Raw genomic sequence first — 3,634 nt, 5'->3', positions numbered from 1 at the left:
CAGAAGCCTATTGTTCATCACCACGGACAAGCACAAGAATGTCCATTGTCTGGAAGTCACATTCGATATTGGTAACTTCTTGCACATGACAGGCTTTAAGCTGCGCAAGCCTGGCATCAATGCCCGACACTTTTTCAATCTGTGCTATGACAAGCGTCTGACCGAAGCGGACTTTGAATTTTCCGCAGACGGAACCACCGAAATGAAAATGCGGGTTCTGCCCAGTCTGATGAAGAAGAACCTCTCCGCAAAAATGTTGGGCGATTACAACATGAGCCAGCCTAAGCTGTACACTGACAAAATCGCTGGCTCCCTCAGTGCCTGCATGGGGTTTGTCCGGGATGGCGGTGAAGGTCGTTTCGTCCCCAACACGGTACTGGAGGGCGATATCCGAACCAAGGTAAAAGCTGCTGACCGAATTATTGCTACATATCGCAAGAGCCGCAGCGAGGAACAGTATTCAGAAATCGTGTTTACCGCCAAAAAGGTCGAATGGGAAAAGATCGTTCTTCCTGATGAATATAGCTATCTTGTATTGCCTGAATAACAAAAGAATGCCCGACCACCGATGGAGCTGAATCTCCACGGTGAGCGGGCATTTTGCGTTTTCGTTCGATTCGAGTGAATCTATTCGGCTTGTGGTTATCGCTTAACCCATGGTTTGGCTCCACAGCAGCCTGATGCCGAACCAGTCTGCTACTTCATCGCCACCGATAGCTGGTCAATGCCGCTATCCTCTAAAGGCATTATACACCATCGGTGTGACAATACAAGTCAAAGAGCACTAAATGCTTTACATTTACCTTGCCAAATTATTTCAGGTCAAATCCTGACCATTGGAGGCGATGACCTTTTTATACCAGTAGAAGCTGTCCTTGCGGTAGCGGTCGCGGGTGCCGTGGCCCTCGTTGTCCAGATCAACGTACACGAACCCATAGCGCTTCTTCATCTCGCCGGTGGAGGCCGAGATCAGGTCGATGCAGCCCCACGGCGTGTAGGCACGCAGATCCACGCCATCCTCATTGATGGCTTTCTCCATAGCCTGAATGTGACCGCGCAGATACTCGATGCGGTAGGGGTCATGCACGCTGCCGTCCGGCTCCAGCGTATCCACTGCGCCCAGACCGTTCTCCACCACCATCAGAGGGATCTGATAGCGGCCATAGATCTCATTCAGGTAGTAGCGCAGGCCGGAGGGGTCCATGCCCCAGCCCCAGTCGGAATACTTGATATAGGGGTTCTTTGCGCCGAGGCTCAGATTGCCTGCGCCGTCCTTTGCCACGTCCTTGTGGGTCGTGACACAGCTGGTGGAGTAGTAGCTGAAGCTGTAGAAGTCCACTTTGCCTGCCAGCAGGTCGGCCTTGTCCTGCTCTGTAATATCCAACGTCACACCATCAGCATCCCATAGACGCTTGGCAAAAAACGGGTAAGCACCTCGTACCATCACGTCACCGCAATAGTAATTCATCATTTGCCGATCCTGCTGTGTGAAAAGCTGATCCTTCGGGTCACAGGTCAACGGATAATTACAGCCACCGGCACTCATGCAGCCTACTTTATAGTTAGGGCTTACAGTATGGGCATACTGCACTGCATGGGCACTGGCTATAAACTGGTGGTGCAGCTTAATATAGGCCGATGCAGCCAGTTCCTTTGGACAATCAGGAATGACTTTCAATAGCAGCAACGGACAATTGATTTCGTTAAAGGTCAGCCAGTATTTGACTTCATTTTTGTACTCGTCCAGAATTGTCTTTGCATACTTATCGAATAACGCGATCGTATTGCGGTTTTCCCAACCGCCCAACTCTTCTTCAATATACAGAGGAGTATCGTTATGGCAAATCGTTACAAGTGGCTCGATATTGTATTTTTTCAGTTCAGCAAAAACTTTATAGTAGAACTCCAAACCTGCCTGATTGGGTTTCTCCTCGGTTCCTTTGGGATAAATACGGCTCCAGCTGATGGACATACGGAACATCGTATAGCCCATCTCTGCCAATAAAGCAATATCTTCTTTATAGCGGTGGTAAAAATCCACAGCTTGCTGATTGGGATAATAGTATCCATCTGCCACCACTGGCTTTGCTCCAATCGGACGTATCGCCATCTGTGGACAAGCCTTAATATCACCATTGGGAAGCTGATAGGTTATCAAACGTGGTGTTTTTGCTGTACCTGCCGTAGTAACATCCGTCATAACCGGACCACGGCCATCAGCATCCCAGCCACCCTCATACTGGTTAGCAGCAGTTGCGCCACCCCAAAAAAATCCCTTTGGAAATGTGCTCACGTCTGTATCCCCCTTTATTTTAATGCAGTAAGCAGTGGAGCACCGGCCTTTACTGAACCGGAAGCCATCTCTATCACATCTGCATAATCATCGGCGTTGGTTACAAGAACAGGCGTTTCCAGAGAATATCCTTTTTCATGAATGGAATTGATATCTACTTCCAGCAACTTATCACCTTTTTTTACAGTATCACCCTGTTTGACAAAGGCCTTGAATCCTTCACCGTCCAATCTTACGGTATTCATCCCGATATGAATGAGCACATTGCAGCCTGTTTTATCGGTCAGGGCAATAGCATGACGGGTAGAAAACAGATTTTCTACCACACCGTCAAAAGGAGCCATCACAATACCGTTTTCCGGCAGGATGACCACGCCTTTGCCCAGCACCTCGGTGGAGAATGCCTCATCACTACATTCACCCAGCGGCTTAACGGTGCCAGACAGGGGAGCTGCAATTTCCACTTTCTGAAGAGCCATTGCGGACTTTTCAGTTCGAGGGGCACTCTTTTTTTGATTCTTTTCCCCTTGTTCTGTCAGAATATTTTCACTGGTGCCATCCTCATCTTTATAAGTAAACCAAGCCATCACAAAACTGAAACCAAAGGCAACGGCTACCATCAAAATAATGCCCACAAAATTCGTTGCACCATTAGGATTAATCATTCCCAGCAAGCCAATAACACCCATGCCCGCATAGCTATACAGAGTCAGGCCAGTGATTGCACCAACCGCAGAGCCTGCTGCTGCACCAATACAGGCAATGACGAACATTTTAATGCGCGGGAGGGTCACGCCATAGATAGCGGGTTCCGTCACACCAAAAATACCGGAGAAGAAAGCAGGCAGCGCGATATCTTTGAGCTTCTTGTCTTTGGTCTTAAGGCAGACAGCAAGTACAACACCTGTCTGGGCAAAGCATGGAATAAGAGTGCATCCCAGCATTCTGACAGGATGACCCTGTAACAACTCCATAAACGGAACCATGCAGATTGCGCCATGAATACCAAACAGAACGAAAACCTGATACAATCCACCAAAGATAATGAATGCCACCAACGGAACTGTGTCAAAAACCACCGTAAGAACGACATTCAGAGCATTGCCGACCATGTTTGCCGCAGGTCCGACTAAAGAAAATCCCAGCGGCACAGCCACGGCTAAAGCAATAGCAGGAACCATAAAGGACTTAACTAATTTGGATACACGTTTTTCCAGCCATTTATAAAGAGGAATCGCAATTGCCATTGTAAAAACGACCGGCAGGAATGTAGAGGTGTATGTGGCATTGACCGTCATGCCAAAAAGGTTCAGGTCTACACCTTGAATTGTAGGATACAGC

At 48.3% G+C, this 3,634-nt stretch carries 3 protein-coding genes; 1 reads left to right on the top strand and 2 read right to left on the bottom strand.

Annotated features, from left to right (window positions below; genetic code table 11):
• Positions 1-547, top strand: a 547-nt coding sequence (locus tag AC1WIP_RS13045) for a PBECR4 domain-containing protein (RefSeq protein ID WP_481142235.1), incomplete at its 5' end; no start/stop codon positions are given.
• 270 nt (positions 548-817) lie between these two features.
• Here the strand turns inward: AC1WIP_RS13045 and AC1WIP_RS13040 are convergent.
• Positions 818-2,293 carry a glycoside hydrolase family 1 protein gene (locus AC1WIP_RS13040; protein ID WP_481142234.1) on the bottom strand — a complete coding sequence of 492 codons (1,476 nt, stop codon included), beginning with the start codon at positions 2,291-2,293 and terminating at the stop codon, positions 818-820.
• Between the two features lie 14 nt (positions 2,294-2,307).
• On the bottom strand, positions 2,308-3,634 hold a 1,327-nt coding region (locus AC1WIP_RS13035), incomplete at its 5' end, for a glucose PTS transporter subunit IIA (RefSeq protein ID WP_481142233.1).

The sequence above is a fragment of the Acetatifactor sp. genome, assembly GCF_982438285.1.
This window is presented reverse-complemented; position numbering and strand designations above follow the sequence as displayed.